The following is a 26624-nucleotide window of genomic DNA, read 5'->3' on the forward strand; positions in this document are numbered from 1 at the left end:
CGCCTCACGGTCGGTTCGGCCGCCGACGTGCCCGCTTCACCTCGCGGTCCACGGCCCAGGCGTCACCGACCGGCCCGAGGTGGCCCAGCTTGTCGGGGTTGACCACCGTGCGGATGGTCTGGATCCGCCCGTCGAGCACATCGAGGACCAGGGTGTGGAGCACCTTGCCGTCCCGGTCGCGGAAGATGGCGCCGGGCTGGCCGTTGACCTCGCGCGGCTCCAGCGACACATCGACGCGCAGCAGCCAGGGGAAGACACCGCCCAGCAACCGCGCCACGTTCTCCGCGCCCATGACGGCCCTGGCCAGCTGCGGGGCCTTGCCGCCACCGTCCCCGACCAGCCGCACATCGGCGGCCAGCAGCTTCCGCAGCCCGCCCACGTCGCCGTCCTTCAGCGCGTCGAAGAACCGGGTGGCCAGCTCCTGCCGCTCCCGCCGGTCCGCCGCGAACCGCGGCCGCCCGGCCTCCATATGGCGCCGCGCCCGCACCAGCAGCTGCCGGCATGCCGCCTCCGACCGCCCCACCGCCGTGGCGATCTCGTCGAACCCGAAGGCGAACACCTCCCGCAGCACGAACACCGCCCGCTCCAGCGGGCTGAGCCGCTCCAGGAGCAGCAGCGCCGCCATCGACACCGAGTCGGCCAGCTCCACCGCCCGGGCCGGATCCTGATACGGATCGCTGAGCAGCGGTTCGGGGAACCACGGGCCCACGTACTCCTCCCGTCGCACCCGCGCGGAGCGCAGCACATCGATCGAGACGCGTGTCACCGTGGCCGACAGATACGCCTTGGTGGACGTGGGCCGGGTGGCCGAGGCGTCGAAGCGCAGCCACGTCTCCTGCACCGCGTCCTCGGCCTCGCTCACACTGCCCAGGATCCGGTAGGCGATCGAGAACAGCAGCGGCCGCAGCTCCTCGAATTCCTCGACCTCGCTCACGCGGATTCCCCTCCCCCTGGACCACCGGCCGGACAGCGTAGCGCCGGTCAGTGGAACTGCCCGGCCCGGTAGTTGCCCGCCGGCTGCCGAGTGATGACGTTCAGCCGGTTCACCATGTTCATGAACGAGACCAGGATCACCAGGGCGGTGAGCTGGTCCTCGTCGTAGTGCTCGGCGGCGTTCGCCCACACCTCGTCGCTGACGCCACCGGCCGCGTCCGCGACCCGGGTCCCGGCCTCCGCCAGCTCCAGCGCGGCACGCTCGGCGTCGGTGAAGACGGTGGCCTCCCGCCATGCCGCCACCAAGTGGAGCCGCACCGCGGATTCACCGGCCGCGGCGGCTTCCTTGGTGTGCATGTCGAGGCAGCCGGCGCAGCCGTTGATCTGGCTCACGCGCAGCGCCACCAGTTCCTGCGTGGCGGGCGGCAGCGGCGACTCCTTGACCGCCTTGCCCGCCGCCATGACGGGCTTGAGGACCTTGCCCGCGGTCGGGCTGGCGGAGTAGTTCAGTCGCGCGTCCATGATGTGCTCCTCGGTGGTTGTCAGTGGCTACACCCCTGAGACGAGATGGCCCGACCCCCTGTGACATGGACAGATGTGACCTGCGTCTCCCCGCCACCGGGCCCACTGAGCCAAACAGTTGTACGCTACGGCTCGGTCCGATCAACGGAATACAACGGGGAGACAGAGTCATCGTGAGCGAGCGAGCCGGCAGAATACGTTCCCCTCGTGCCTACTCCGCCATCTCGGCGGTGCTCACCGGGACGATCGCGCTGTACATCGCGCTCGTCGCCTTCGGCAACATCACCGACTTCGACACCAATCAGCAATTCGTCCGCCATGTCCTGGCGATGGACACCACGTTCAAGGACGACGACCTGATGTGGCGGGCCATCACGTCCACCGCGCTCCAGGACACCGCCTACGTCGCCATCATCGCCTGGGAGACCGTCGCCGCTCTGGTCCTCCTCGCCGCGACGGCCATGTGGGGCGCGGGGTTGCGCGGAGGCGGCGTCCGCCGCGCCCGTCAGGCCAGCACCGTGGGGCTGTTGATGCTGATGCTGCTGTTCGGCGCCGGGTTCATCGCCATCGGCGGCGAATGGTTCGCCATGTGGCAGTCCAAGCAGTGGAACGGGCTGGAGGCCGCCACCCGTGTCTTCCTGATCTCCGGAATCGTGCTGCTGCTCATTCACCTGCTCGCGACCGAGCGGGCCGAGCCCGACTCCACGGACTGATCGGGCCCGCACGGACTGATCGGGCCCGCACGGACTGGTCGGGCCCGCACGGACGGAGTTCGTCCCCGGAGGAAGCCCGTGCGGGGGGGGGCGCACGCCCCGCCGCCGGGGCTCAATAGGTGGGTAGGTTCCGTGCATGCATAGAAGCCGTGTGTACGCCGTTCTGATCGATACCCCCGAAGCCGAGGTCGCGCGGGCAACCGCCTTCTGGTCGGCGGCGCTCGGTGTCACCGCGCTGCCGTTTCCGCCGGAACCCCAATTCACCACGCTCCATGAGGCGCTTCCGGGGCTGGTCACCGCCGTCCAGGCCGTCGACGACGCGCCTCGTATCCATCTGGACTTCGAGACCGACAATGTCGAGGCGGAGACCGCGCGCTTGATCGCGCTGGGCGCCGAGCGGATCGCGCGGTGGCAGGAGTGCCGGGTGCTGCGGGTGCCGGGCGGTCACTTGGTGTGCGTATTGCCGGTGGAGAGCGATCCGGAGGCCTTTCGGGCGCAGGCCAATGTGTGGCCCTGATGTGGGCTCGCAGGAGGGCGCGTGCGTCCTCCTGCCGTGGTTACGACGCCACGCTCGCCCCCAGGCGTTGCGCCATGGCCTTCGCACCGCCCAGGACCAGCTCGACGTAGTGCTCCTTTTCCGCGTCGCCCCACCGTGGGGTGGGCACCGAGATGCTCATGGCCGCCACGCAGTCGCCCAGGCGGTCGTGCACCGGGGCGGCGACGCAGGCCGCGTGGTCGTTGGACTCGCAGAACTCCTCGGCCCAGCCGCGCTCGCGGGCCGTTTCGATTTCGGACAGGAGCCGCTTGCGTGTGGAGATGCTGTGGGAGGTCATCTGCCGCAGCGCCTTGTCGTCGGGGAACAGTTCGTCGAGTTCCCGGGCCGGGAGGGCGCTGAGCAGGGCCTTGCCGCCCGCGGTGCAGGAGGCGGGCAGGCGGCTGCCCACCTGGGACACCAGCCGGACCGAGTACTTGCTGTCGATGCGCACGACGAACACCGCGAAACCGCCGTCGCGCACGACGACCTGGACCGTTTCACCGCATTCCCGCGCCACCTCGCCGGCGCACTCCCGGCCCACGGTGGCGAGGTCGAGCCCGCGTTCGTAACCGGCGCCGAGACGCAGGGCGCCGAGCCCCATCGCGACGCGTCCGGTCTCCTTGGAGATCGTCACATAGCCGCGGTCGGCCAGTGTGTTGACGAGTTCGTGCGTGGTGGCACGGGGCAGGCCGAGGTGTTGGGTGATCTCCGGGACCCGTAGCCCCTCATCCTGGTCGATGAGCAGTTCCAGGATGTCCAGGCCCCGGCGAAGCGCCGGAGCGGTGAGACGCGCCACGATGGCCTCCCAGCACACGTTTCGGCGGAGCACGTTCGCGCAGACGGTGTCCAAAATATCAGACGGCGCGGACGCGGCTTCCGGTCGGCGGGTCAGCCGTTCGCGGACGACTCCGCGCGCGACCCCGGCTCCGGCAGTGGTTCGGTGTTGCGGCTGCTGAGGCCGTCGAGGGAGATGCGCAGAAGGCGGCGCCACTGACCGGGGTGACTGTCGCCGGTGGCCTGGATGACCTGACTCAGGGAGGCGCTGAGCAGGACGAGGTCCGCGGTGGTGACCCCCTCGCGCAGCAGTCCGGCGTCCACACAGCGAGTACGCAGTTCATCGATGAAGGCCTCGCGATGCCGGGCGCACACGCGCGAGGCGGCGCCGGTGGCGGTATGACTCTCGACGAGGGCCCGGTTGCCGGCCTGGTGGGCGAGGGCCTGCTCGAAGAAGCCGGTCAGGGCCTCCCAGGGGTCCTCCGTCGCGGCCGCCGCCTGGTGGGCGGCGGTGAGCCAGGCGGTGAATTCCCGCTCCAGGACGGTGGCGAGCAGTTCGTCCTTGGTCGGGAAGTGGCGGTAGAGCGTGCCCATGCCGACGCCGCTGCGCCGGGCGATCTCACGGACGTCGACGGCGCAACCCTGCTCGGCGAAGACCACAGCGGCCGCCTCGATGATCGCGGCACGGTTGCGCTCGGCGTCCGCGCGGCGGGCGCGCCTGGCGGGGGGCCGCGGGGGCGTGGACTGGTCGGCGCTGGTCACGGCATTCAGCGTACAGGCGGCTTTGCGGAGCACTCGCTCCGGATATTACGGAGCGAGTGCTCCGATTGTGTTACCGTCAACAGGAGCACTCGCTCCGGTTCGGCGGTGTGCGAGGCCCGGCCTCCCCGCACCCGTTCCCACCCGGGCCCGGCTCGGAGACTGAGACAGAAGCGCCCGCGGACCACGGGTCCGTCAGATGAGGAGACCTCTTTCATGGCAACGCTCGGCTTCATCGGCAGCGGCAACATCGGCACGAACGTCGCCCGGCTCGCGATCGCGGCGGGCATCGACGTCGTCCTGTCCAATTCCCGCGGGCCCGAGACCCTGGCCCGGACCATCGCCGAACTCGGGGAGCGCGCTCGGGCCGCGACGCCCGAGGAGGCGGCCCGAGCGGGCGACTGGGTGGTGGTGAGCATCCCGCTGGCCGCCTACCGCAAGCTCCCGGCCGCCGCGCTGACCGGCAAGGTCGTGCTGGACACGATCAACTACTACCCGTTCCGCGACGGGGACTTCGAGGAGCTCGACTCGGGCCAGATCACCACGAGCGAACTCGTTCAACGGCACCTGGCCGGCGCGAAGCTCGTGAAGGCGTTCAACAACATCGGCGACGGGCAGATCCCGGCGCTCGCCCGTCCCACCGGAGCCGCCGACCGCACCGCCCTGCCGATCGCCGGCGACGACCCGGAGGCGAGGGCGAGCGCCGCCGCCCTGATCGGCCGGCTGGGCTTCGACACCGTCGACGTCGGCCCCCTGGCCGAAAGCTGGCGCTTCGAGCCGGAGACCGCCGCCTATGCGGTGCCCTACTTCGCCGACGCCGAAGCGCTGAAGGCCGCCATGGCCAAGATGGGCGAGGAGATCAGGTCCGGCCGCCCCTTCCAGACCCGGCCCCCCGCGGACCCGGGCGCCCCGCTGTCCGCCGACCGGCTGCGCGCCCTGCTGGCCGAGACGCCCCGCGTTCTCACCGCGGACCGCGTGATGCGCTGACGCCCCCACACGCGCAGGGGCTGAGGCCACATACGCCCCCGCCCCCACACGCACAGGGGCTGAGGCCACATACGTCCTGGCCCCGGCCCCTGGTGGTCAGTTGACGTCGAGGGCGATCCGGCCCAGTTCACCGAGGTCGGCCACCAGGCGGTCACCCGCGCCGATCGTCAGCGTGACGGCGATCTTCGCGGGGTCCACGCACACCGACGGCGCGACCGCGGGGCCCACCGTCGCGCGAGCGGCGTTGGTGCTGTCGGCGACGAGCGTGGGGAGCGTCCGCGCGCCGCCGCGCCGGCGGCTGTCGACGATCTCGAAGGCCGGTGTCACGGCGGCGGTGGCGTCGCGCACGTCCCGCGCGGTCACCCGCGGACCGGCAGCGCCTCGCCGAGGGCGAACGCGACCTCCACTTCCGCCAGCGGGGCGAACAGCCCGGCCGCGGCGAGGGATTCGCCGTCCTCGAGCAACCTGCTCGCGAGCAGATACCCGGCGGCGGGCTCATCGGCACCGTACGACTCCCGCGCGGGCCGCGCCGTGAGGCCGACCTTGTCGCCGATCGCCCGCTCACCGGCCGCGATCGCCAGGTCGTGGGTGGCGGCCTGGACGGCATAGGCCGTCTCGAGGCCATCGAGCCGATCGGCCAGGGCGGGGTCCACCGCGGCAGATTCCATCGCGGCCGAGTCGACGGCGGCGGAGACCTGACCGCCTGGTACGCCTCGGTGGGGAAGATCCGCGGCATCGCCGAGCGGTCGGACGCCACCGTCGTCTTCGGCCACGACGCCGAGCAGCCGCGCTCGATGCGGCTCGCCCCCGATGGCTTCTACGCTTGATCGTCCGGACCCGGCCGACGCTCCGAGCCCCGCTCGCCGCGGTGCCGGGACCTACTCCGATCCCCAGGAGGGACGCGTATGAGCAGCACCGTTCCGGCCCGCCCCGAGTCCGTGTTCACCTACGGCGCCCCGGCGCTGAAGTTCGGGCCGGGAGCGTCCGACGAGATCGGCTTCGACCTCTCCCAGCACGGGGTCCGCCGGGTCCTCGTGATCACCGACGCCGGGGTGGCCGCCACCGGCGCGCCACACCGCATCGCCGAACGGATGACCGCGTTCGGCATCGAGGCCCAGGTCTTCGACGGGGTGCGTGTGGAGCCCACCGACGTCAGCCTGCGGGAGGCGGTCGACCACGCGCGGGCGTCGGGCCCGTGGGACGCCTTCGTCGCGGTGGGCGGCGGCTCCAGCATCGACACCGCCAAGGCCGTCAACCTGCTCAGCACCAACCCCGGCACGCTGATGGACTACGTCAACGCGCCCGTGGGCAGGGCGCTGGCGCCCGGCAACCCGCTGAAACCGCTGGTCGCGGTCCCCACCACCACCGGAACCGGCTCGGAGTCCACCACCATCTGCGTGCTGGACGTGCTGGAGCTGAAGGTGAAGACCGGCATCAGCCACGCCCGGCTGCGGCCCACGCTCGCGGTCATCGACCCGGACCTGACCCTCACCCTGCCCGCCGGGGTGACCGCCGCCAGCGGCATGGACATCCTCTGCCACGCGCTGGAGAGCTACACGGCCCGCCCGTACGACACCTACCCGCGCAAACACCCCGAGCAGCGGGTGCCGTACTGCGGCGCCAACCCCATCTCCGACGCGTGGTCGGATCGGGCGCTGCACCTGCTCGCGCGGTCCTTCCGTACCGCGGTCCGCGACGGGGACCCCGAGGCGCGCTCCGACATGGCCCTGGCGGCCACCTTCGCCGGTCTCGGCTTCGGCAACGCGGGGGTGCACATCCCGCACGCCAACGCCTATCCGATCGCCGGGCGGGTGAAGGACTTCCACCCCGCCGGCTACCCCGCGCACGAGCCGATGGTGCCGCACGGGATGGCCGTCTCGCTGACCGCGCCGGAGGCGTTCCGCTTCACCTTCGGCGCCCAGCCAGAACGGCATCTGCGGGCCGCGGAACTCCTCGCCCCGGGGATGGAACGCCCCGCCGACCCGGTCGAGTATCTGCCCACCGCGATCCAGCGGTTGATGCGCGACATCGGGATGCCCGACGGCATCGGCGGTGTCGGCTACGGCAAGGGCGACATCCCCGCGCTGGTGGACGGCGCCATGAAGCAGCAGCGGCTGCTGGCCACCGCCCCGCGCGAGGTCACCGAGGACGACCTCGCCGGGATCTTCGACCGCTCGCTGTCGCTCTGGTGAGGACGAAGCCCGCGCAGCCTCCGGGAAGCGCTACGGGGCCGGTCGCCAGCCCAGTGCCGGGGCCAGCTCGGTGGCGATGTCGGTGAGGATCTGTACGTAGTCCTCGTGGTCGAAGGTGAAGGGCAGCGCGAACGCCACCTCCTCGACCTCCCGGAACGCGGCGTGCGAGGTGAGCCGTTCGGCGATGTCCTCGGAGGTGCCGACGAGATCGGGCGCGAACATCATGCGCGCCGGTCCCTGGGGGGTGGCGGTGCGCGGCAGCCGCTGCTGGGCGTACCGCTCGTACTTCGCGCGCTGCTCGGGTGTCGCGGTGTCGGTGGGGATGACGACGAGCCCCTGGGAGACCCGGGCACGGTCGCCGTCGGGGTGGTGGGCGCGGAAGGTCCGGATGTGCGAGAGCTGGATCTCGGCGAAGTCCTCGGACTCCTCCGCCTTCACCACACTGCTGGTGAGCAGGTTCATGCCGTGTTCCCCGGCCCACTGGGCCGACCGCAGGCTGCCACCGCCGTACCACATGCGGCGGCCGAGCCCCGGGGCGTGCGGCTGGACGCGGTCGGAGAACAGCTCGAAGCCCTCGACACCGCTGAAGTCGCTGACCGGTTCGCCGCGTACGCAGTCCAGCAGCCGTCGCACCCGCTCGTGGCTGAAGTCCTCGGCGTCGGCGGTGTCGGGGTGGAGCACGCCCTTGACCTGGTCGTAGTGGTGCGGCGGACCGGCGCTGACCCCCGGGTTGAGACGGCCCCCGGACAGGATGTCGACCGTCGCCAGGTCCTCGGCCAGCCGCAGCGGATTCTCCCATCCCATGGGGATGACGGCCGTGCCCAGCTCGATGCGGCTGGTGCGCTGCGATACCGCCGCCAGAACGGCCACGGGTGAGGAGATGCCGTATTGCAGATGGCGATGGCGCACCCAGGCGCTGTCGAAACCCAGCCGTTCACCCAGTTCGATGATCTCGAGTGTCGACTCATGGCCCCGGCGGGGGTCGGCCGCGTCGAACAGCCCGATGGTCAAGAAGCCCAGCTTCCGCAGGGGTTTCGAGGTCAGCGGCACAGGATTCCTCCAGCGTCCGCGGCGTACTCCGCCGCACACCATTGCCGTTCCATTGTCGCGGAGTGGTTCACCCGGCCGGGACGGACAGCGGGATGGCGGCGCGGTGGGCGAGTTCCTGGCGGACGAGGGGGATGAGGTGGCGGCCGTAGTCGATGGCGTCGTCGAGCGGGTCGTAGCCACGGATGAGGAGGGTGGTGGCGCCGATGTCCACGTAGTCCAGCAGCGCCTGGGCGACCGTCTCCGGGGTGCCGACGAGTGCGGTGGTGTTGCCGCCCGCGCCGGTCGCGGTGGCGGTGGGGGTCCACAGCGCCCGGTCGTGGCGGTCGGCCTTGGCGGCGGCCGCGAGCAGCCGCTGGGACCCGGCGTTCTGGGGTGCGCGCTCGCCGTTCCGCTGATGGAAGAACGGGCGACCGGCCCCGGTCCTGATGGTGTCCAGGACGCGATGGGCCCGTTCCCAGGCCAACTCCTCGGTGGCGGCCAGGATCGGACGGAAGGACACGCTGATCCCGGGCGCCTGGACACGTCCGGCGGCCGCCGCGGCGGCGCGTACGGAGGCGATCTGCTCGGCGGTCTCCGCGAGCGGTTCGCCCCACAGCGCGAAGGTGTCGGCGTGTTTGCCACCCACCCGGTAGGCGGCCTCGGAGGAGCCGCCGAAGTACAGCGGGATGCCGGTGGCCCGGTGCGGCAGAACCTCGGAGGAGTAGTCCTCGAACCGGTAGTGGCGGCCCTCGTGGCTGAACGGCTCGGCGGAGGACCAGGCACGCCGCAGGATGCCCAGGTACTCGTCGGTGCGGCCGTAGCGCTCCTCCTTGCCCAGGAAGTCGCCGTCCTTGCGCTGTTCCGCGTCGTTGCCACCGGTGATGGTGTGCACGGCCACGCGCCCGCCGGTGAACTGGTCGAGGGTGGCGAAGCTCCGCGCGGCGAGGGTGGGGGCGACGAAACCGGGGCGGTGGGCGATGAGCAGACCGATCCGCTCGGTGCGGGCCGCCACGTGCGCGGCCACCTGCGTTCCATCGGGCCGGCGGGAGCTGTAACCGATGAGGATCCGGTCGAAGCCCGCGTCCTCGTGGGCGCGGGCGAAGCGGGTGGTGTACTCCGGGTCGATCGCCGGACCGGTGGCGGGCCGGGTCTCGGAGACCTCCTGGGTCTCGATCATGCCGATGAACTCGACCGAGGACGCGGGTGCGGGGGCGGATGCGGACATGGGTCAATTGCCTTTCGGGGCAGGCGAGTTGTACGCGGCAAGGGCGGCCGCCGGACCGTCATGAACGCGGCGCAGCCGAGTACCCGAGCACCGCACACGCGCGCACGGAACGCACGGTGCCGAGGAAGAGCGGAATTCCGGGCCGGTCCGGTGGCAGGAGGTGGTCGGCCGCGGGTGCCGACCTCCGGGGGCGGTACGACCGCCCGGTCAGCGACAGAGCGCGCTGGAGGTGCGCAGGTAGTCCACGTAGCGGCAGAGCACGCCCGGATGCGTCGAATGCATATCCCAATGGTCGTGACCACGAGGGCCGCTGTCAATGGACACCTTTTGGTGTCTCATTGCGGCAGATCCCATCGGGACGGGGTCGGCCGCGGGAACAGCACCGCGAGGAGGGCGCCGACGAGGCAGACGAACCCCGCCGTGAGCATCGCCGTGTGCAGCCCGCCCAGCGTGGCGAGCGTCGGACTCGCCGTCGTGGCCAGGGCCTTGGTGCGTGCGGTGACGATGGCCGCCAGACATGCGGTCCCGATGGCGCCGAGGAACTGCGGCAGCTGCGACAGGCCACCCACGACGGCTTGTTCGTCGTCCCGCAGTCCGGACGTCATGGCGGTGATGAACGAGACGACGGTCAGCACATGTCCGAAGCCCATGGTCCCGGAGGTCAGCAGGAGGAGCGCCGGACCGCCGTCCTCGGGCAGCAGGACCATCGCGCCGGTGCCGAGCCCCTGCACGGCCAGGCCGGTGGCCATGACCCCCGCCGTGCCGAGCGCGCCGATCAGCCGGGCGGCCAGCATGCCGCCGATGAGCGCCGCGATGCCCTCCGCGAGGAAGCCCGCACCGGTGGCCGGCGCGGAGCAGCCCAGGACGTCCTGCATATACAGGCTCAGCAGGACCGTCGTTCCGCCGCACATCCCGAGCGTGATGAAACCGATCAGCCCGCCCCACTTCACCCTCCCCCTCGGCGGCGGCGCTGCGGCTCCTCGCGGACCTCGCCACCGCGCCCCCCGAGTGCAGGGCGGGGAGCCGAAGTGCCCCGGGGTGGGCGCCGAGGCGTGTGATGCCGGTCAGCGGGCGGAGGGCCGCTGGAGGTCCTGGTGAACCTGGAGGTCCTGGTGAACCTGGAGGTCCTGGTGGACCTGGCGGGCCACGCGGGTGCCGCTTTCGATGGCGCCGTCGATGAAACCGGCCCAGATGTTCGCGTAGTCGCTGCTGGCGAAGTGCAGGACTCCGGTGTTCTCCTGCTGGGCGCGGTGGTAGCGGGTGAGGTGGTGGGGTTGCTGGATCAGCCAGGTCTCCTGGGAGTAGGGGTCGGCCATCCAGTCGTGGCCGCCGGTCTCGATCACCTCGAGGTCGTCGCGCCAGACCTTCAGGGCCGCGTCGATGGCCTGCGGGTCGTTGACGTCGATCCGGGTCGAGTCCGGGCCGAAGGCGACCAGTACGGCGTCGTCCTCCCCGACGAACTCGGTGCGTACGACGGCGAGGGGGTGGGCCTGGGAGGAGTAGGCGAAGAAGGGCTTGATGCGGCCGCGCACCCGGATCCATGCCTTGGCGCCGCGGGAGGCGGTCTTTTCCAGGCTGGGGCGGAGCTTGCCGTCCGGCAGCGCGGGGGCGATGTCGAGCTGGTGCAGGACGTTCTGCGGCACGGTGATCACCACACGCCGGGCGGTGATGGTGTCTCCGTCGCCGTAGGTGATCTCGGCGCCCTGGTCGTCGTGGGTGAGGGAACGGACCGGTGACGACAGGCGGATGTCGGCTTCCGCGTCCGCGGCGATGGCCTCCACCAGACTCCGGGTGGAGCCGGTGAGCCGGAAGATCGCGGATGCCTCGTGCATGAGATGCCAGGACCCGGCGGTGGCGGCGGTCCAGCGCAGGGCGCTGGTGTAGGCGCACTGGTCGAGCGGGGCGTTGAAGTGGCCGACCCACGCGGCCTCGTTGGCGTTCCGCTCCTCGATGGACAGCTCGAGGTCGTCGAGCATCTCCTGGAGGTTGAACTGGTCGACGTCGGCCAGCCGTGGGACGGTCAGCGGCGCGTTCGGGCGGGGGATCCACTTCATGGTGTCTTCCAGCAGCCGGGTCATGCCCGGGTCGATGAGCCGCATGAAGTCGTCCAGGGTCCCGCGGCGCACCTGGTCACCGGCGAGCCAGTAGGTCTCCTCCGAGCGGGGGCCACGGGTGATCTCCAGGCCGTAGCGGGTGATCTCCGCCCAGACGTGCGGCTGGACCCAGTGCACCCAGGTGCCGCCCATCTCCAGGTCCCGCCCCAGCCGGTGATCGGTCCAGGTCCGGCCGCCGATCCGGTCGCGTGCCTCGAGGACGACGACCCGCGCTCCCTTCCGGCCGAGTTCACGAGCGGTGATCAGGCCGGCGACTCCGGCTCCGATGACGACGACGTCTGCCTGCCCGAGCACGTGAGTCCTCCTTCGTAGAGCCCCGACTCCGAGGCGCGTCCACATATTGAACGTGACGTTCATATCAGCGCGTACGGATAGTGGGCCGCACCCGCCGCCCCGCTGTCAAGACCTCGCGCGGCCGCGGCCCCCGGCTCCTCGCGGTGACGGCGTTCACTCCCTGAACAGGCCGACGGTACGGTGAGGGGAAAGGTCGCGCGCGGAGCGACTCCGCGCGACGATCCGCACGACGAAAGGGCCCCATGAGCGACGCGTCCGGACCGGCGGACATGACCAACAAGTCCGTGACCAAAGGGGTCCGGCTGCTCCGCGAGTTGGCGGCCCAGCCCCGGTCCGGAGCCACCGTGACCACCCTCGCCAAGGCGGCGGGGATCTCCCGGCCCACCGCCTTCCGCCTGCTCTACAGCCTGGAGCAGAGCGGGCTCGTCGACCGCGTCGAGAACAACTACATCCTGGGCTGGGAGCTGGCCCGACTCGGCCGCTACGCGGACCCCCACGCGGGCCTCGCCGCCCGCGCCCAGCCCCTGCTGCAGGAGCTGGCGAACAGGTTCAACGAGTCGGTGACCCTGTCGGTGCCGGACCTCAGAGGCGGGGTCGAGCTGATCGCCGAGGCCGCGGGCTCCCACGTGGTCAGCATCGTGCCGCGGAACATGGTCGGCGAGCACTACCCCCTGCACGCCAGCTCCACCGGCAAGGTCCTGCTCGCCGACCTGCCCGTGGAGGAGGTGCTCGCCCTCCTGCCGGAGCGGCTGGAGCCCTACGCCTCGCGCACCATCACCGACCGCGCGACCCTGCTCAAGGATCTGGAGCAGGTCCGCGAGCAGGGCTTCGGCGTCATCGACAACGAACTCGAGGAAGAGCTGCTGTCCCTGGCGCGCCCGATCCGCGACTCGTCCGGGACCCTGGTGGCGATCCTGGCCCTGGACGGGCCCAGGTACCGGTTCGGCCGGGACCGGATCCCCGAGGCCCTCCAGGAGATGCGCTCCACCGTCGACCGCCTGACCGAGGCGTTCTGGCAGGACTCGCCGTCCGCCTAGATCCGGGTGATCCGGGTGATCCGGGCGTCCCGCCCCCGGGGCCGGTGGCCCCCGCATGCCCTCCTCCGCTCCGTAGGCGATTTATCGACTCCGCCCCGCCGTGGGCACGTACCGCGTCCGGCCGACCTGTTGACACCGGCCCTCGCGAGACTTCAGCATGCTCAACATGAACGCCGCGTTCGCATACTGAACGCCGCAATGGCATCACTCTCCTCACCTCAAGGTGCTCTGCGGATTTTCACCGCAGGAAGGCCCCGCCTCTCGCCCTGGAGCGCAGCATGAGCAATCAGCCGCTGAAGTTCTTCGCCTTCGACGTCGCCGCTCCCGCCCATCTGACCGCGGGTTCCTGGCGCGACCCGGAGGACGAGGGCCGGCGCTACACCGACGTGGGCTACTGGACCGACATGGCCCGGATGCTGGAGGACGCCTGCTTCGACGGCATCTTCTTCGCCGACACCGTCGGATATCACGATGTCTACGGCGGATCCCCCGACGCCGCGATGCGCGACGCCGCCCAGTTCCCGATCAACGACCCGGCTCTGATCGTCCCGGCGATGGCTTCGGTCACCCGCCACCTGGGCTTCGGCATCACCTCGTCCCTGACGTACGAGCAGCCGTACGCGCTGGCCCGCAAGTTCAGCACGCTGGACCATCTGACGGCGGGCCGGGTCGGCTGGAACATCGTCACCTCCTACAGCGAATCGGCCGCGCGCAACCTCGGGCTCGGTACGCAGATCCCGCACGACAAGCGCTACGACATGGCGGACGAGTACCTGGAGGTCTGCTACAAGCTGTGGGAGAGCTCCTGGCAGGACGACGCGGTCATCCGCGACGCGGAAGCCGGTGCCTATCTCGATCCGCGGCGCATCCACCCCATCGGCCACAAGGGCACCTACTTCGAGGTCCCCGGCGTCCATCTGTGCCAGCCGTCGCCGCAGCGGACCCCCATGCTCTTCCAGGCCGGTGCCTCCTCGCGCGGCATGCTCTTCGCCGCGCGGAACGCCGAGGCGGTCTTCGTGAACACGATGACACCCGAACTCACCCGGCACGGCGTCGACCGGATCCGGGCCGCGGTCGCGGCGGCCGGACGTGACCCCGGGAGCGTCAAGATCCTCGCCCTGATCACCGTGATCGTGGCGCCCACCGACGCGCAGGCGCGGGCGAAGTACGAGCGCCACCTCGCGAACGTGAGCTACGAGGGCGCGCTGGCCCGGTACGCGGGCTGGACCGGGATCGACCTGAGCACGCTGGACCCGGACCTGCCGCTCCAGTACGCGGACGTGGACGGCTCGCGCTCGCTGGTGGAGATGTTCTCCAGGGCGGACCCCACCCGGACCTGGACCTCCCGGCAGATCGCCGAGTTCATCGGCATCGGCGGCACCGGCGCGGTCATCGTCGGCTCCCCGCGGACCGTCGCCGCCGAACTGCGCACCTGGCGGGACAAGGCCGGCCTCGACGGATTCAACCTCAGCTACGCGACCAAGCCCGGCGGCTGGGCGGACTTCATCGAGCTGGCACTCCCCGAGCTGCGGCGGCAGGGCCTGGCCCGCGACGGCTACGACGAGCGGGCCACCACCCTGCGCGAGAGCTTCTACGGCGCGGGCCTACGCCGCACCCTGCCCGACCACCCGGCCTCCAGGATCCGCGCCGCGCGGCGCGCGGGCGACCAGCTTCCGGACGCCGTGAGCACACCCGTCGGCACACCGGTCTGATCCGTCGGCGCACGGCGGCCGCCCTCATCCGTACCACCACGCCACCACGCCACCACCACGCCACCACCACATCGCCACCACATCGAAGGGAGCATCACCATGACCACCACCCCGACCACCGCCTCCGGCCGCCAACTCGACCAGGCGGACTTCCGGCACGTCATGTCCCACCTGCCCACCGGTGTGGTGGCGGTGACCGGCGTGGAGCCCGCCTCGGCGCGGCCCGTCGGCCTGATCGTCAGCACCTTCGCATCGCTCTCCCTCGACCCTCCGCTGGTCGCCTTCAGCATCGCCCGCACCTCCAGCAGCTGGCCCAAGATCCGCGGCGGCGGCCGGTTCAGCGCCAGCGTCCTCGCCGAGGGACAGGACGCGGTGTGCCGGTCGCTGTCCCGCAAGAGCGGCGAAAAGTTCGCCGATGTGCCCTGGCACCCCTCCCCCGACGGCGCCCCGCGCGTCAACGGCGCCGTCGCCTGGATCGACTGCGAACCGGAGCAGGAACTCGACGGCGGCGATCACGTCATCGTCGTCGCCCGCGTACTGCGCATGTCCACCGGTCCCGGCGAGCCCCTGGTCTTCCACAAGGGCAGGCTCGGCAGCTATCGGGACACGGTCGCCGCCTGAGCCGCCGGACACCGGACACCGGACACCGGACACCGGACACCGGACACCGGACGAGCTTGCCGGCCCCGGTCCCGGGCTACACCGCGATGAAAAAAATCGACGTGGTGTAGATTTTTGAGAGGAGGGGCCGGAGTCTATGCGCGGCGCGACTGCCGCGGCCAAGGGATGTGAGCGGATATGAAGACCTTCCTGATCACCGGTGTGAGCAGTGGGCTCGGCCGGGCGTTCGCCGAGGGGGCGCTCGACGCGGGGCATACGGTGGTCGGCACCGTGCGCCGGGAAGCCGACCGGGAGGCGTTCGAGGCCCTGGCGCCGGGACGGGCCCATGCGCGGCGGCTGGATGTCACCGATGACGTGGCCGTACGCGCCGTGGTCGACGAGGTCGAGGCGGCCGTCGGTCCGCTCGACGTGGCCATCGCCAACGCCGGGTACGGCCTGGAGGGGATCTTCGAGGAGACACCGCTGTCGGCGGTCCGGGCACAGTTCGAGACCAATGTGTTCGGGGCCGCGGCGACACTGCAGGCCGTCCTCCCCCATATGCGCGAGCGGCGCGCGGGCCACCTGATGGCGGTGACCTCCATGGGCGGGCTGATGGCGGTGCCCGGGATGTCGGCCTACTGCGGCAGCAAGTTCGCGCTCGAGGGCATGCTCGAGAGCATCCGTAAGGAGGTCGCCGCGTTCGGCATCCATGTCACGGCCGTCGAACCCGGCTCGTTCCGTACGGACTGGGCGGGCCGGTCGATGACCCGCGCGGAGCGGACCATCGCCGACTACGACGCGCTGTTCACACCGATCCGCGAGGCGCGGATAGCGGCCAGCGGCAACCAGTTGGGCGACCCGCGGAAGGCCGCCGAGGCGCTGCTGCACATCCTCGACGTCCCCGAGCCCCCCGGCCACCTGGTGCTGGGCTCGGACGCGCTGCGCCTGGTCGCGGCGGCCCGGCAGGCGGTGGACGACGACATCCGCGATTGGGAGAAGCTGTCGCGGACGACGGACTTCCCCGACGGAGCGCAGATCACCAGCGCGTGAACCCGCTGCCGGACAAGGACGAGGGCCACACCTCGCCCCCCGGGCGTCCTGGACCCTGGGGCCCCGGGCGTCCTGGACCCTGTCCTTGGTCCTGGTCCGGCGGAAGTACAGTGCTCGCAAGAGCGAGCCGATCAGGGGAGATCACCGTGGGAAGGCGCAGCGCCGCCCCGAGAAAGGGAGACCTGCGCGAGCAGGCCCTCCTGGACGCCGCCGAGGCGCTGCTCGAGCACACCGGCCTCGAGGAGTTGACGGTCGAGGCGATCGCCAAAGGCGCCGGGATCTCCCGTGGCTCCCTCTACTTCTACTTCGGCAACAAGCACGAGGTCCTCGCCGCCCTCGTCGAGCGCACCCTGCGCACCATCCGGGCCGCGGCCGACAGTACGGCGCAGGACGCGACGTCCCCACCCGTCGAGGTGATGGAGCGGGCCGTGCACGGCGTGGAGCGGGTCTGGCGCGAGCACGGCACCGTCATGCGGGCGGCGGTGGACTACTCCGCGCTGCACCCGGTCATCGGAGCCGCCTGGAACGACACGGTCGACGCCTTCGCCCGCACCATGACCCAGGTGCTGGCGCGGGCGGGGATCCCCGACGGGAGCGGCCCGGACGGAGCCGCCGCGCTCGCCCACGCACTGTGCTGGCTGACGGAACGGACCTTCTACCGCGCCGCCTGCTCCCCCGAGAAGGACTACTCCGCCGCGACCGCGACCACCGTCGCCATCTGGCGTCGCGTCATGAGCAACTGACGCGACCGTAAACCCGGCGCGGCCGACGTCACCCTGTGCCCCGCCGCCGTGGCCAGCGGCAACTCCTGAAGAATCGAACACGAACCACGATTCGTGAATTCATTGGTTTGAGCTGCGTGGCCCTGGCTAGAAGAGTCAGTGACCAAGGTGCTTCGGAAGGCAGGCACACCTGGCGGGAGGCGCGTGCCGCGCGCTGTGAGCCCCAGATGTGCCATGTCGGCCTCCCGCTCCGCTGGACAGCGAACCGAGCAGGGAGAGAAGAGGACCTTGATGAGCGCCACGTGTTCAGGCGTCCGCCGCCACGACGACACTCCTGACACCGCGGCCGGCTTCGAGCGGCTGGCGTCCCTGCCCAAGGGACCCGAGCGGGAGGCACTGGCCGAGAAGCTGGTCGAGGCATGGCTGCCGATGGCCCACCGCCTCGCCCGCCGCTACCGCAACCGCGGAGAGAATCTGGAGGACTTGGAGCAGGTCGCCGCCCTGGGCCTGGTCAAGGCCGTCGAACGTTACGACCCCCAACGCGGCGGCGCCTTCCAGCCCTACGCCATCCCGACGATCGTCGGGGAGCTCAAGCGGTACTTCCGCGACTGCGCTTGGGACCTCCACGTCCCCCGGCGGGTGCAGGAGCTGCGCAACAGGGTCCGCGCCACCATTCAGGACCTCGCCGCGGCCGAAGGCACCGACCGCTCCCCGACCGTGGCCCGGGTCGCCGAGGCCGCCGACATGAGCGAGGAGGACGTCGTCGCCGGGATGGAGGCCATCGACAGCTTCCGGTCCCTGTCCCTGGACGCCGAACTCGCCGGCGCGGACGACGGCTACTCGCTGGCCGACACCCTCGGCCGGTCCGAGACCCGCTACGACACCGTCCTCGCCCGGGAATCGGTCAAGCCGTGCCTGAACCGGCTCCCTGAGCGGGAGCAGCACATCCTGTATCTGCGGTTCTTCCGCGATATGACCCAGGCCGGCATCGCCGAGGAGCTGGGCATCTCCCAGATGCACGTCTCCCGCCTCATCTCCCGAAGCTGCGCCCGGATCCGCAGCCAGGTCGAGACCGAGCCCCGGCCCGACCGGATCCCGGTCCACGCATAGCAACGCCCCGCCCCGCCCCAGTCCCCGTCCCCGTCCCCGTCCCCAGGACAAGAAGGAGCCTGCCATGCTGATGGCCCACCCCGCCGTGCTGACCGACCTCATCCAGCAGTACGAGACCCTCCGCATGCTGCACGCCGAGAACGGCAGCCCGGAGGCGCGGCAGCGGCTCGCCGACGTCGCGTACACGCTGTGCGTCGTCACCGGCACCCGGGACATCGACGCCGCTCTGATCGCCGCCCGGCACCAGCTCCCCGGCGCCCACCCCGAGGACGACTCCCTCGTCCCCAGCGCCTGAGAGGCCTCGGCGCCTGAGAGGCCCCAGCGCCTGAGAGGCCTCGGCGCCTGATCTTCCCGGCCGGGGCGATGTCGGCGCGGCGCCCCTCGGTGGAACGGTTTCAGTCCGCCAGGGCCTCGCGGTAGACCGCCGGATCGACATTGCCGCCCGATGCCACGAGCGCCACGACCTTGCCCCGGACGTCCACCTTCCCGGACAGCAGGGCCGCCAGGGACGCGGCGCCGCCCGGCTCGACCACGAGCTTGAGGAGGCGGTGGGCGGTGCCCATGGCGGCCAGGACCTCCTGGTCGGTGACGGTCAGGCCGGTCACGTCGTGGTGGCGGAGGACGGCCAGGGGGCGGGCACCGGCCGCCGGGCCGGAGAGGGCGTCCATGAGGCCGTCCGGCGGGTGGGGGTTGGCGCATACGCGGCCGGTGGCGAGGGACCGGGCCATCTTGTCGAAGCCCGCGGGTTCGACGATGTGGTTCGCGAGGCCGGGGAACGCGTCGTCGAGCGCGGTGATCACACCGGCGGCGAGCCCGCCGCCACTGCAGTTCACCAGCACCGTGTCCGGGGTCAGTCCCAGTTCGCGCGCCTGCTCGGCGATCTCCAGGCCGACGGTGCCCTGCCCGGCCATGACGCGGGGGTCGTCGAAGGGCGGGATCAGCGTCATCCCGCGCGCATCGAGGATCTTCCGGGCGACCTCTTCCCGGTCCTCGGTCCCCGGGTCGTACAGGACCGTCTCGGCGCCCCACCAGCGGCAGTTGTCGACCTTGATACGCGGGGCGGTGCTCGGCATGACGATGACCGCGGGGCACCCGGCGAGCCGCGCCGCCGCGGCCACGCCCTGCCCGTGGTTACCGGCGGAGTAGGCCACGATCCCGGCGCGGCGGGCGTCCTCGTCCAGGGTGAGCAGCGCGTTGAGCGCCCCGCGCAGCTTGAACGAGCCGGTCAGCTGGAGACATTCGGCCTTGACCAGAACGCGGGCGCCGACGAGTTCGTCCAGCATCGGGGAGCTGAGCAGGGGCGTCCGGACCACATGGCCGGTCAGGCGCCGCGCGGCCGCGTGGATGGCGTCGATGCCGAAGCCGGGCACGGCGCCGTCGGCGTGGATGTCGGACAACGGTGGTGTCCTCTCGCTGAAGGTCCTTGCCCCGTGGATAGCCGACCGGCACGGCCGCGGTCAATGTGGCGCATCGGCTCCGCCGCACGGGCGGCCACCGCGTCCGTCCAGACCTTGGTTCCGCGACGCGGTCGGCACCGCGCCCTCCGCGTACCGGCGGACCTTCCAGCGGACCCTCGGGCGTCCCGGAACGTCACGCCACGCCGTGCGGGGCGCGGCCGAAGTCGGTGGTCAGCCAGTGCTCGATGGACTCATCGGGGAACGCGTGCGGCCGGTAGGTGCCCGCCACGCGGGAGATATCGGTGATCCGGTCGAGGCGAAAGGCGCGCCAGTCGTCCCGGTCGGCGTCGAACGCCACGAGGTACCAGTGTCCGGCGCGCAGGAAGTGGCGGTACGGCTCGACCAGGCGGGTGGAGGCGCGGCCGCGCTGGTCGGTGTAGTGGAAGCGGAGTCTGCCGTCCTCGGCCACCGCGTCGGCGATCACACCGACGGTCGCCGCCGAGACCACGGCGCCGGGCTGCTGGAGCACCTCGGTGGCCAGGTCGGTGGCGGCCGCGCGGCGTCGCAGTGGGCGGGGCAGCACTTGGTCCAGTTTGAGCAGCGCGCTCGAGGCGACCGCCTCCCCGGGGAGGAAGGCGCGGATCAGATGCAGCCCGGCCACCAGCGCGGTGATCTCGTCGGCGGTGAACAGCAGCGGCGGAATCCTGGTCCCGGGGCTCAGCCGATAGGCGCTGCCCGGTCCCGGGCGGGCCTCGACGGTGTACCCGAGGCGGCGCAGCCGCTGGGCGTCGCGGCGCACGGTGCGGACGCTCGTGCCGAGCCGTTCGGCCAGCTCGGTGGCCGTCCACTCGCCCCCTGACTGGAGCAGCGTGAGCATGGTCAAGGTCCTGATCGTCGGATCGAGCTCCATGCCCTCAGCCTTCCAGGAGAGGAGGACAGGTTCGGGCCGCCTCGGTACCTAGGGTGCGGTCGAGCCATCGACGAGAGGAAGCCACCATGCGGATCGCCGTCACCACCCCGACCGGGAACGTCGGCCGCCATGTCGTCGCCACACTGGTCCGCGCCGGGGTCCGGCCGCGTGTCCTGCTGCGCGACCCCGGGCGGCTGGCGCCCGAGGTCCGGGACGAGGTGGAGGCGGTGCCGGTCGACCAGTACGACGCCGACGCGGTGGCGGCCGCCACCCGCGATATCGACGCGCTGTTCTGGGTGAACCCGACCAGCGGCCACGGGGATCCCCTCGCCGAATACGCCCGCGCCACCGGCGGCGTGGTGCGCGCCGTCACCGAGAACCGGATCGGCCGGGTGGTGTTCCAGAGCAGCGTCGGCGCCGAGAAGCGCCACGGCGCCGGTGAGATCGACGGACTGGCACGGACCGAGATCGCTCTGGACGGCACCGGCGTCGATGTCACCCATCTGCGCTGCGGCTACTTCTTCACCAATCTCGAATTCGAGCTCGACGCCCTGCGCGCCGGCGCCCTCCAGGTGATCCTGCCGCTCGACCAGCCCATGGCGTGGGTGGCGCCACGCGATATCGCCGAGGTCGCCGCCACCCGGCTGCTGTCCCCCGTCTGGTCCGGCCGGTGCGTACAGGCCGTTCACGGGCCCGCCGACCTCACCTGGCGGCAGGTCGGCGACATCCTCACCGCCGCCATCGGCCGGCCGGTCGCCGTCGAGCGGATCACCGACGACGCCATGCGTGCGCGACTCCGCCGGGCGGGGATGGCCGAGAGCCTGGTCGAGGCCGTGCTCGGCATGTCGACCGGCCTACGCGAGGACTTCGTACCAGAACAGCCCCGCACCCTCCGGACCACCACCCCGACCACCCTCGCCGCCTGGGCCTACGCCCATCTGCGACACCGGATCGCCGACGGCATCTCGTAAGCGATCCGCGGGCCGTCCTCGGTGGTCACCCGGCCACCACCGCGAATGCCTCGATCTCCATCAGGAACTCCGGCCGCACCAGCGAGACGACCCGCACCGCCGAGGCGGCGGGCAGCCGGTCGTCGGGGATGCACGCGGCGCGGGCCTCGCGGATGGCCGGCATATGGGCCATGTCCGTGACGAAGTACGTCAGCTTGATCACGTCGTCGAACGTGGCACCGGCGGCGGCGAGGCAGCGCCGCAGGTTCTCGAAGACCTGGCGGGCCTGGGCCTCCGGGTCACCCTCGCCGACGACGTTGCCCGCCTCGTCCAGGGCGATCTGGCCGGAAACGGCCACGAACCGCCCGGTGCCCTGGACGACATGGGAGTACTGGGCGGCGGGCGCGACCCCGTCCGGGGCGGGGATCCTGATCAGCTCACTCATGGGTGCAGCGTAATCATGTGAGGGCCGACCAGGCGCGGGTCAGGTCGGCCGTGAACGGGTGGCCCGGAGTGGTGAGCACCTGCTGGGCCGGGCCCTGCTCGATCAGTTCGCTCGCCTCCAGGACGGCGATGCGGGTGGCCAGGGCCGCCGCGTCCAGGTCGTGGGTGATGAGGATCAGGGCCAGGTCGGCGTGGTCGTGGGGCAGGGCGACGAGGTGGTCGAGGATGTCCCGACGGGTGACGGCCTGCGCGGCTACCTGCGCGACGGCGGCACCGGGTCCCTCCGCCCCGACGAGCCCTTCGACGGTCCGGAGTCACGCAACTACGAGGCCGCCAACCGCATCGTGAAGTGCGCGGACGGCCACGCCCCCACGCCCCGCCAGGTGGCCGCCGACATCCGCCGGACACGGCGGCTGGATCCACGGCCGGTCCTCACCGGTATCGAGGCGTCCACCTGCGCCTACTGGCACCACCGGCCCGCCCACCGCACCCGGCTCGGCAGCCCCGACGCCCCGCCCGTCCTGCTGGTCGCCTCCGCCCACGACCCCGTCACCCCCATCGAGGGCGCACGGCGGCTCCGGCACCGGCTGCCCGGTGCGCGGCGTCGCCCACTTTCTGTGAGTTTCTGTGAATCACCGGCAGGTCGGCTGCCGCGACCTGCCGGTTTCCCCCGGACCCGACTGCCGGTTCTCATGCGACACCCGGACTCGTGCAGAGCCGTCCCAGAACAGCGGATCACTGTGGTGCGACGCGCCACGACGACGTCGGGCGACCGCGACCAGGTCCAGAGGGACAGAAGGAAGTGCGCCTCATGCCCAACGGCAGCATCGGCAGCGCCACCACGAGCGCCGGCACCAGCGCGAACACCGGCACCGGCACCGGCGCAGGACCGCTCGGCGGCGAACCACACAAGAGGTGGAACAGACGCCTCATCGGCCAGGTGGCCATCCTGATCCTGGTGAACACCATGGTGGACACCGTCGTCACCGCACCGCTCCTCGTCCTTCCGGAGATGCTCGACCACTTCGGCACCGATCAGTCGGCGTGGATCGACGCCAGCTCGCTGCTGGCGGGGGCGATGTGGGCGCCGCTGCTCGGGAAGAGCGCCGATATCCACGGCAAGCGCGGAGTGCTGGTGGCGACGTTGGTCACCGCCTTGGCGGGCGCCCTCGTATGCCTCGTCGCTCCCAATCTCTGGGTGTTCATCTTCGGGCGGCTGCTCCAGGGGGCGGCCGTGGGAGCCGTGTTCCTCACGGTCGCGCTCATCCGTGACATGTGCGCACCGGACATGGCGATGGTCGTCACGGGCGTCGTGACCTCCGGCTCCGCGCTCCTCAGCATCGTCATGCCCGCCCTCTTCGAGGTGACGGCCGCGGAGTTCGGCTGGCGGAGCGTGTTCGTGGCATCGGCGGTCTTCGCGGCCATCGCGGCGGTCCTGGTGCACCGCCTCGTCGCCCAGTCCACGATCAGGACGCCGGGCAAGGTCGACATCGCCGGGGCCGTCCTCCTCGGCGGCGGGCTGGCGGCGGTGCTCAGCTATGTGAGCCTCGGGTCGGAGTTCGGCTGGTTCGCCGTGGGTCCGCTCGCCCTCCTCGTCGGTGGCGCCGCGGCACTGGCCCGGTGGTTCCTGGTGGCGAGCCGGATCCCCGAGCCCGTGATCGACATCAGAAACCTCGGCGGGCCACTGGTGCTCACGCTGCTCGTGGTCGTCTTCGGAACCGGCGCGTACCAGAGCATGCTCACGCTCTTCGGCCTCATCGCCAAGGTCTCGGCGGATCAGGGCCTCGGGTACGGGCTCGCCGCCCCGGGGGCGCTGGGCCTGCTGTACGGCATACCGGCGATCGGCATCGTGCTCGGCGGCACCCTGGCGGGGGTGCTCAGCACCCGTCTCGGACCGGCCGTGGCGCTGGCGGGCGGAGTGGCGATCGGAACGGTGGGAACCGTCGGGATGTTCCTGGGGGACTCGGTGCTCCCGCTCGCGGTCGTCTGCTCCTTCCTGCTGAGCCTGACCGCGGGAACGCTCGTGACATCAGGCTTCAACATGGCCGCGACGCTCGCACCCCCGGAACGGCAGGGCGTGGTGTCCAGCATGGTCATGGTGATGGTGGCGACCGGTGCGGTGATCCTGAAGTTCGTGGGTTCGGCCGTACTCAAGTCCACCAACACGGTCGTCGGTGGAGAGACGGTGAACTCGGCGCTGGGAGTGCACAGTTACATCGCCTTGGCCGCCGGCGCGTTCATCGCCGCGGCCGTGGTCGTGGTCATCCTGCTGCGCACCCACCGCCGCGCGGGCGGGGGAGACTAGAGGACTGGCGACGGGCGAGGGCGGGACGGATGACGGCATCGGAACGGCTGCTGGTGGTGGAGGACGAGCCGACGCTCCGCGAGTTGCTCTCCGCGAGTCTGCGGCTGGCGGGCTTCGCCGTGGTCGCGGTCGCGACCGGCGAAGAGGCGCTGGCCGCGGTGCGGGAGCGGCGTCCCGACCTGATCGTGCTGGATGTGATGCTGCCCGGCATCGACGGCTTCGAGGTCGTCCACCGGCTGCGCGGGCAGCGTCCGCTCGCGGCGGCGGGCCATCCCCCGGTGCTGTTCCTCACCGCCCGCGATGCGCCCGAGGACCGGATCAGCGGGCTCAGGGCGGGCGGTGACGACTATGTCACCAAGCCGTTCAACCTGGAGGAGCTGGTGCTGCGCATCCGGGCCATTCTGCGCCGCGTGAGCGGTCGGCAGTCGGACGGCCGACTGGTCGTCGGCGATCTGGAGCTGGACCCGGACAGCCATCAGGTGACCCGGGGCGGGCAGCCGATGCGGCTGTCCCCCACCGAGTTCGGCCTGTTGCGCGTGCTGATGGAGAACGCCGGGCGGGTGCTGTCGAAGTCCCAACTCCTGGAGCTGGTCTGGCAGTACGACTTCGGGGGCGACGACAGCATCGTCGCCTCCTACATCAGCTATCTGCGGCGCAAGGTGGACCTGGGCGAACCGAAGCTGATCCATACGGTGCGCGGCACCGGGTATGTACTGCGCAGGCCGCCGCGGTGAGCGAGGGCCCCGCACGCGGGCCGCGTGGCCGGCTCTCGCTGCGCGGTCGGCTGCTGGCGATCGCCCTGACGCTGCTCGTGGCCGCCCTGCTCGGCAGCAACGCCCTGGCCGTCGTGCTGCTCCAGCGCGACTTGCTGCATCAGCTGGACAACCGGCTCCGCACCGCCGCCACGGACACCGCGCGCCTCACCGACCCGTCCGGCCCGGCGGGCGATCGGACATCGCGGGTGCGCGACACCGTGGAGCAGCAGCTGACCGGCGATGTCTATCTGGCCTCCGTCGGCGCGAACGGCCGCGTCCAGCGGGTCATCCGGCCCGCGGCGCACAGTGCTCCCGCCCTGCCCCCGCTCGACGCGGCGGCGGTCGGCGAGCGCGGCCGGCGGCCCTTCGAGGCCCCGGCCGCCGACGGCGGCGAGGCATGGCGGGTGATCGCCGTACCGCTCGACGCGCGGGGAGAGGAACATGAGCAGGCCGAGGGCGCCCGCGGCAGCGTCGTCGTCGCGGCCTCCCTCGCCCAGGTCGACGCGACGATCGGACAGCTCGGCACCCGGATGCTGCTCATCGACTCCCTGGTGCTGGCGCTGCTCGGCGGGGCCGGGTGGTTCGCCGTACGGGCCGGGCTGCGCCCGCTGCGCCGGATCGAGACCACCGCGGCGGCCATCGCGGAGGGCGACCTGTCCAGCCGCGTCCCGGAGTTGGCCGCCTCCCGCACCGAACTCGGCCGTCTTGCCGCGGCGCTCAACGGCATGCTGGACCGGGTCGAGGAGAGCGACGCCGCGCGGGCGGCCGTCGCCGAGCGGATGCGCCGGTTCATCGCGGACGTCGGCCACGAGCTGCGCACCCCGCTCTTCGGCATCAAGGGGTTCACCGAGCTGTACCGGATGGGCGGCATGCCCGAGCGCGCCGATGTCGACGCCGCGATGGGCCGTATCGAGCGGGAAGCGGCACGGCTGGTCCGGCTGGTCGAGGACCTGCTGCTGCTCGCCCGCCTCGACGAGTACGCCGCCGCCACGGACCTCCCGCTCCATCCCAGCCCGATGGACCTGCGCACCCTGGCCGTCGACGCCCTGCACGACCTGCGCGCCCTCGATCCACGGCGCCCGGTCGCCCTCACCGGGCCCGGCGGCGGGCCGCCGGGTGGCGCGCCGGTGCTCGGCGACGAGGCGAGACTGCGCCAGGTCACCTCCAATCTCGTCGGCAACGCGGTGGCGCACACCCCGCCCGGCACTCCGGTCCGGATCGGCGTCGGCACCCAGGACGGTCTGGCCGTGCTGGAGCTGCACGACGAGGGTCCGGGGATGTCCGAGGAGCAGGCCGCCCGCGCCTTCGACCGCTTCTACCGCGCGGACGACGCCCGCGGCCGCACCGAGAGCGGAGGCGCGGGGCTCGGCCTCGCGATCGTCCACTCCCTGGTGACGGCCCACCACGGCCGGGTGGAGGTGCGCACGGCCCCGGACGAGGGCGCCACGTTCCGCGTGCTGCTCCCCCTGGACGGCTGAGCGCCGCCGGGCCTGACGCGCCCGGCTCAGAGCCTGTGTCATATCCTCGGTCGGATCAGCGTGCGGCGTCAGGGGGC

29 protein-coding genes are annotated in these 26624 nt (G+C 71.7%); 16 read left to right on the plus strand and 13 right to left on the minus strand.

Annotation, left to right across the window (positions count from 1 at the left end; genetic code table 11):
- Nucleotides 1-4: 4 nt before the first annotated feature.
- Together NP777_RS08065 and NP777_RS08070 are read right to left on the minus strand one after the other, a co-directional pair.
- Nucleotides 5-934 carry an RNA polymerase sigma-70 factor gene (locus NP777_RS08065; RefSeq protein ID WP_256649365.1) on the minus strand — a complete coding sequence of 310 codons (930 nt, stop codon included), beginning with the start codon at nt 932-934 and terminating at the stop codon, nt 5-7.
- Nucleotides 935-981: 47 nt separating this feature from the next.
- The gene (locus tag NP777_RS08070) at nt 982-1455 is read right to left on the minus strand and encodes a carboxymuconolactone decarboxylase family protein (RefSeq protein WP_256649366.1); all 474 of its coding nucleotides are present in this window, start codon (nt 1453-1455) and stop codon (nt 982-984) included.
- 194 nt (nt 1456-1649) lie between these two features.
- Between NP777_RS08070 and NP777_RS08075 the strand changes: the two genes are divergently transcribed.
- Together NP777_RS08075 and NP777_RS08080 are read left to right on the plus strand one after the other, a co-directional pair.
- Nucleotides 1650-2168, plus strand: a complete 519-nt coding sequence (locus NP777_RS08075) for a DUF2165 domain-containing protein (protein ID WP_256649504.1) — start codon at nt 1650-1652, stop codon at nt 2166-2168.
- A 136-nt stretch (nt 2169-2304) separates the two neighbouring features.
- On the plus strand, nt 2305-2685 hold the full coding sequence (locus NP777_RS08080; protein ID WP_256649367.1) for a VOC family protein: 381 nt from the start codon (nt 2305-2307) through the stop codon (nt 2683-2685).
- A 40-nt stretch (nt 2686-2725) separates the two neighbouring features.
- Here the strand turns inward: NP777_RS08080 and NP777_RS08085 are convergent, their stop codons facing one another.
- Together NP777_RS08085 and NP777_RS08090 are read right to left on the minus strand one after the other, a co-directional pair.
- Nucleotides 2726-3499: an IclR family transcriptional regulator gene (locus tag NP777_RS08085; protein ID WP_256649368.1), complete on the minus strand. Its 774-nt coding sequence runs from the start codon at nt 3497-3499 to the stop codon at nt 2726-2728.
- Between the two features lie 92 nt (nt 3500-3591).
- Nucleotides 3592-4239, minus strand: a complete 648-nt coding sequence (locus NP777_RS08090) for a TetR/AcrR family transcriptional regulator (RefSeq protein ID WP_256649369.1) — start codon at nt 4237-4239, stop codon at nt 3592-3594.
- 213 nt (nt 4240-4452) lie between these two features.
- Between NP777_RS08090 and NP777_RS08095 the strand changes: the two genes are divergently transcribed.
- Complete coding sequence (locus NP777_RS08095; protein WP_256649370.1) at nt 4453-5223, plus strand: NADPH-dependent F420 reductase; 771 nt, start codon at nt 4453-4455, stop codon at nt 5221-5223.
- A gap of 96 nt (nt 5224-5319) precedes the next feature.
- Here NP777_RS08095 and NP777_RS08100 read toward each other — a convergent pair whose 3' ends face one another.
- Both NP777_RS08100 and NP777_RS08105 read right to left on the minus strand, forming a co-directional pair.
- Complete coding sequence (locus NP777_RS08100) at nt 5320-5586, minus strand: hypothetical protein (protein WP_256649371.1); 267 nt, start codon at nt 5584-5586, stop codon at nt 5320-5322.
- The gene (locus tag NP777_RS08105) at nt 5583-5891 is read right to left on the minus strand and encodes a hypothetical protein (RefSeq protein ID WP_256649372.1); all 309 of its coding nucleotides are present in this window, start codon (nt 5889-5891) and stop codon (nt 5583-5585) included. The genes NP777_RS08100 and NP777_RS08105 overlap by 4 nt, the downstream gene beginning before the upstream one ends.
- Before the next feature lie 237 nt (nt 5892-6128).
- On the opposite strand from NP777_RS08105, the gene NP777_RS08110 reads away from it, so the two are divergent.
- Nucleotides 6129-7415 (plus strand): hydroxyacid-oxoacid transhydrogenase, encoded by a 1287-nt coding sequence (locus NP777_RS08110; RefSeq protein WP_256649373.1) that lies wholly within the window; start codon nt 6129-6131, stop codon nt 7413-7415.
- Between the two features lie 30 nt (nt 7416-7445).
- Here NP777_RS08110 and NP777_RS08115 read toward each other — a convergent pair whose 3' ends face one another.
- From NP777_RS08115 to NP777_RS08130, 4 genes are all read right to left on the minus strand, one after another.
- Nucleotides 7446-8465: an LLM class flavin-dependent oxidoreductase gene (locus NP777_RS08115; protein ID WP_256649374.1), complete on the minus strand. Its 1020-nt coding sequence runs from the start codon at nt 8463-8465 to the stop codon at nt 7446-7448.
- A 67-nt stretch (nt 8466-8532) separates the two neighbouring features.
- The gene (locus tag NP777_RS08120; protein WP_256649375.1) at nt 8533-9669 is read right to left on the minus strand and encodes an LLM class flavin-dependent oxidoreductase; all 1137 of its coding nucleotides are present in this window, start codon (nt 9667-9669) and stop codon (nt 8533-8535) included.
- Between the two features lie 335 nt (nt 9670-10004).
- Nucleotides 10005-10619, minus strand: coding sequence for a hypothetical protein (locus NP777_RS08125; protein ID WP_256649376.1), 615 nt, complete (start codon nt 10617-10619; stop codon nt 10005-10007).
- A 114-nt stretch (nt 10620-10733) separates the two neighbouring features.
- The gene (locus NP777_RS08130; RefSeq protein ID WP_256649377.1) at nt 10734-12077 is read right to left on the minus strand and encodes a flavin monoamine oxidase family protein; all 1344 of its coding nucleotides are present in this window, start codon (nt 12075-12077) and stop codon (nt 10734-10736) included.
- Between the two features lie 242 nt (nt 12078-12319).
- Here NP777_RS08130 and NP777_RS08135 point away from each other — a divergent pair, with 242 nt between their 5' ends.
- The 7 genes from NP777_RS08135 (at nt 12320) to NP777_RS08165 (ending at nt 18603) form a co-directional block, all read left to right on the plus strand.
- Nucleotides 12320-13114 (plus strand): IclR family transcriptional regulator, encoded by a 795-nt coding sequence (locus NP777_RS08135; protein ID WP_256649378.1) that lies wholly within the window; start codon nt 12320-12322, stop codon nt 13112-13114.
- 278 nt (nt 13115-13392) lie between these two features.
- Nucleotides 13393-14826 carry an LLM class flavin-dependent oxidoreductase gene (locus tag NP777_RS08140; protein WP_256649379.1) on the plus strand — a complete coding sequence of 478 codons (1434 nt, stop codon included), beginning with the start codon at nt 13393-13395 and terminating at the stop codon, nt 14824-14826.
- Between the two features lie 99 nt (nt 14827-14925).
- Nucleotides 14926-15447, plus strand: coding sequence for a flavin reductase family protein (locus NP777_RS08145; RefSeq protein ID WP_256649380.1), 522 nt, complete (start codon nt 14926-14928; stop codon nt 15445-15447).
- A gap of 177 nt (nt 15448-15624) precedes the next feature.
- Nucleotides 15625-16476 (plus strand): oxidoreductase, encoded by an 852-nt coding sequence (locus tag NP777_RS08150; protein ID WP_256649381.1) that lies wholly within the window; start codon nt 15625-15627, stop codon nt 16474-16476.
- Nucleotides 16477-16622: 146 nt separating this feature from the next.
- Nucleotides 16623-17219: a TetR/AcrR family transcriptional regulator gene (locus tag NP777_RS08155; RefSeq protein WP_256649382.1), complete on the plus strand. Its 597-nt coding sequence runs from the start codon at nt 16623-16625 to the stop codon at nt 17217-17219.
- A 270-nt stretch (nt 17220-17489) separates the two neighbouring features.
- Nucleotides 17490-18308 (plus strand): SigB/SigF/SigG family RNA polymerase sigma factor, encoded by an 819-nt coding sequence (locus tag NP777_RS08160; protein WP_256649383.1) that lies wholly within the window; start codon nt 17490-17492, stop codon nt 18306-18308.
- 64 nt (nt 18309-18372) lie between these two features.
- The gene (locus NP777_RS08165; RefSeq protein ID WP_256649384.1) at nt 18373-18603 is read left to right on the plus strand and encodes a DUF5133 domain-containing protein; all 231 of its coding nucleotides are present in this window, start codon (nt 18373-18375) and stop codon (nt 18601-18603) included.
- Nucleotides 18604-18703: 100 nt separating this feature from the next.
- Here NP777_RS08165 and NP777_RS08170 read toward each other — a convergent pair whose 3' ends face one another.
- Both NP777_RS08170 and NP777_RS08175 read right to left on the minus strand, forming a co-directional pair.
- Nucleotides 18704-19705 (minus strand): threonine ammonia-lyase, encoded by a 1002-nt coding sequence (locus NP777_RS08170; protein ID WP_256649385.1) that lies wholly within the window; start codon nt 19703-19705, stop codon nt 18704-18706.
- A gap of 193 nt (nt 19706-19898) precedes the next feature.
- Complete coding sequence (locus tag NP777_RS08175) at nt 19899-20582, minus strand: helix-turn-helix transcriptional regulator (protein ID WP_256649505.1); 684 nt, start codon at nt 20580-20582, stop codon at nt 19899-19901.
- 119 nt (nt 20583-20701) lie between these two features.
- Between NP777_RS08175 and NP777_RS08180 the strand changes: the two genes are divergently transcribed.
- A complete protein-coding gene (locus NP777_RS08180) occupies nt 20702-21586 on the plus strand; it encodes an NAD(P)H-binding protein (RefSeq protein WP_256649386.1) in 885 nt (294 codons plus the stop codon).
- A 25-nt stretch (nt 21587-21611) separates the two neighbouring features.
- Here the strand turns inward: NP777_RS08180 and NP777_RS08185 are convergent, their stop codons facing one another.
- Nucleotides 21612-22010 (minus strand): RidA family protein, encoded by a 399-nt coding sequence (locus tag NP777_RS08185; protein ID WP_256649387.1) that lies wholly within the window; start codon nt 22008-22010, stop codon nt 21612-21614.
- Between the two features lie 382 nt (nt 22011-22392).
- Between NP777_RS08185 and NP777_RS08195 the strand changes: the two genes are divergently transcribed.
- Genes NP777_RS08195 through NP777_RS08210 form a run of 4 tightly spaced genes read left to right on the plus strand, consistent with a single transcriptional unit; the run spans nt 22393 to nt 26547 of the window.
- Nucleotides 22393-22962, plus strand: a complete 570-nt coding sequence (locus tag NP777_RS08195) for an alpha/beta hydrolase (protein ID WP_256649506.1) — start codon at nt 22393-22395, stop codon at nt 22960-22962.
- Nucleotides 22963-22976: 14 nt separating this feature from the next.
- Nucleotides 22977-24314, plus strand: a complete 1338-nt coding sequence (locus tag NP777_RS08200) for an MFS transporter (RefSeq protein WP_256649507.1) — start codon at nt 22977-22979, stop codon at nt 24312-24314.
- Nucleotides 24315-24343: 29 nt separating this feature from the next.
- Complete coding sequence (locus tag NP777_RS08205) at nt 24344-25048, plus strand: response regulator transcription factor (protein WP_256649388.1); 705 nt, start codon at nt 24344-24346, stop codon at nt 25046-25048.
- A complete protein-coding gene (locus NP777_RS08210; RefSeq protein ID WP_256649389.1) occupies nt 25045-26547 on the plus strand; it encodes a sensor histidine kinase in 1503 nt (500 codons plus the stop codon). The genes NP777_RS08205 and NP777_RS08210 overlap by 4 nt, the downstream gene beginning before the upstream one ends.
- Nucleotides 26548-26624 lie beyond the last annotated feature (77 nt).

Origin of the sequence: Streptomyces rugosispiralis, from assembly GCF_024505145.1 — a bacterium.
GTDB lineage: Bacteria > Actinomycetota > Actinomycetes > Streptomycetales > Streptomycetaceae > Streptomyces > Streptomyces rugosispiralis.

Bases quoted from the DNA above. Each gene is read 5' to 3' on its own strand.
- NP777_RS08070 (WP_256649366.1), bottom strand. From the start codon at position 1,455: ATGGACGCGCGACTGAACTACTCCGCCAGCCCGACCGCGGGCAAGGTC.
- NP777_RS08080 (WP_256649367.1), top strand. From the start codon at position 2,305: ATGCATAGAAGCCGTGTGTACGCCGTTCTGATCGATACCCCCGAAGCC.
- NP777_RS08095 (WP_256649370.1), top strand. From the start codon at position 4,453: ATGGCAACGCTCGGCTTCATCGGCAGCGGCAACATCGGCACGAACGTC.
- NP777_RS08105 (WP_256649372.1), bottom strand. From the start codon at position 5,891: ATGGAATCTGCCGCGGTGGACCCCGCCCTGGCCGATCGGCTCGATGGC.
- NP777_RS08110 (WP_256649373.1), top strand. From the start codon at position 6,129: ATGAGCAGCACCGTTCCGGCCCGCCCCGAGTCCGTGTTCACCTACGGC.
- NP777_RS08120 (WP_256649375.1), bottom strand. From the start codon at position 9,669: ATGTCCGCATCCGCCCCCGCACCCGCGTCCTCGGTCGAGTTCATCGGC.
- NP777_RS08135 (WP_256649378.1), top strand. From the start codon at position 12,320: ATGAGCGACGCGTCCGGACCGGCGGACATGACCAACAAGTCCGTGACC.
- NP777_RS08140 (WP_256649379.1), top strand. From the start codon at position 13,393: ATGAGCAATCAGCCGCTGAAGTTCTTCGCCTTCGACGTCGCCGCTCCC.
- NP777_RS08145 (WP_256649380.1), top strand. From the start codon at position 14,926: ATGACCACCACCCCGACCACCGCCTCCGGCCGCCAACTCGACCAGGCG.
- NP777_RS08150 (WP_256649381.1), top strand. From the start codon at position 15,625: ATGAAGACCTTCCTGATCACCGGTGTGAGCAGTGGGCTCGGCCGGGCG.
- NP777_RS08160 (WP_256649383.1), top strand. From the start codon at position 17,490: ATGAGCGCCACGTGTTCAGGCGTCCGCCGCCACGACGACACTCCTGAC.
- NP777_RS08165 (WP_256649384.1), top strand. From the start codon at position 18,373: ATGCTGATGGCCCACCCCGCCGTGCTGACCGACCTCATCCAGCAGTAC.
- NP777_RS08175 (WP_256649505.1), bottom strand. From the start codon at position 20,582: ATGCTCACGCTGCTCCAGTCAGGGGGCGAGTGGACGGCCACCGAGCTG.
- NP777_RS08180 (WP_256649386.1), top strand. From the start codon at position 20,702: ATGCGGATCGCCGTCACCACCCCGACCGGGAACGTCGGCCGCCATGTC.
- NP777_RS08185 (WP_256649387.1), bottom strand. From the start codon at position 22,010: ATGAGTGAGCTGATCAGGATCCCCGCCCCGGACGGGGTCGCGCCCGCC.
- NP777_RS08200 (WP_256649507.1), top strand. From the start codon at position 22,977: ATGGTGGACACCGTCGTCACCGCACCGCTCCTCGTCCTTCCGGAGATG.
- NP777_RS08205 (WP_256649388.1), top strand. From the start codon at position 24,344: ATGACGGCATCGGAACGGCTGCTGGTGGTGGAGGACGAGCCGACGCTC.